Annotated in this window: 1 protein-coding gene; it reads left to right on the top strand. The window is 49.2% G+C overall.

What is annotated here, in order from left to right; translation table 11 throughout:
* Positions 1-1146 (top strand): apiosidase-like domain-containing protein (locus OLM34_RS11410; protein ID WP_264407391.1); only part of this gene is annotated, 1146 nt, incomplete at both ends.

Raw genomic sequence — 1146 nt, 5'->3', positions numbered from 1 at the left:
GAAATGGGAGGGGAAATCTGTCGATTTTTCTCATGGCAGGCTGAAGGTATCCGACAACAGGCGGTTTTTGGTGTTTGAAGACGGTACGCCGTTTTTTTACTTGGGCGACACGGCATGGGAATTATTTCACCGGCTGAATAAAGCGGAAACCGAAAACTACCTGGAAAATCGGAGAGAAAAAGGATTTACCGTCGTTCAGGCAGTTGTTTTGGCCGAACTGGACGGATTGAATACGCCTAATGTCGAAGGCGAAAAGCCGCTGATCGACAACGATCCCGCCCGGATCAACGAAGCCTATTTTCGTCATGTGGATTGGGTAATTCGCAAGGCGGAAGAAAAAGGCCTGTTTATTGGCCTGTTGCCCACCTGGGGAGATAAATGGAACAAGAAATGGGGAGTCGGTCCGGAGATATTTACTCCCCAAAATGCGGCAGTTTATGGGGAAATTCTCGGCAAACGGTATAAGGACTTTCCCAATATCATTTGGATTCTCGGCGGAGACCGACCCATTGAAAAGGATGAGCACAGAGAAATCATCAGGGCAATGGCTACAGGCTTGCATAAAGGCGACGGCGGTGCTCATTTGATCACTTTTCATCCGACGGGAGGACATGGTTCGGGCGAGTATTTTCACGAGGAAGAATGGCTTGATTTCAACATGCGTCAGAACGGGCATACGCCGAATTTCACGGGAAGTTATGAAAACACCTTGAAGGACTATAATCGTACGCCCGCAAAACCGGTAATGGATGGCGAACCGCTTTATGAAGATCATCCCATTGAATTCAATCCTCAAGAGAACGGACATTCTGTTTCTGTCGATGTTCGACGCCCTCTTTATTGGGATTTGTTCAGTGGAGCTTTTGGTCATACCTACGGACATCATTCCGTTTGGCAGATGTGGCATCCGGAGCGTGATCCGATCAATTTTCCGTTACTGCCGTGGTACGAAGCCGTTGATCAGCCCGGTGCATGGCAGATGCAGTTCGGCAGACGGTTGATGGAGTCGAGGCCTTTCCTCACGCGTATTCCCGATGATTCGGTAATTGTACCCGATGAGGTAAAAACCTCGGTACCCGGTTCCGGACGGTATCGTTTTGTAGCCACCCGAGATGAAAACGGCCGTTATGCCATGGTTTATGTTCC

Origin of the sequence: Anaerorudis cellulosivorans (assembly GCF_025943985.1) — a bacterium.
Lineage (GTDB): Bacteria > Bacteroidota > Bacteroidia > Bacteroidales > Dysgonomonadaceae > Anaerorudis > Anaerorudis cellulosivorans.
Note: the sequence above shows the minus strand (reverse complement) of the source record. Positions and strands in the feature narration are given on the sequence as shown.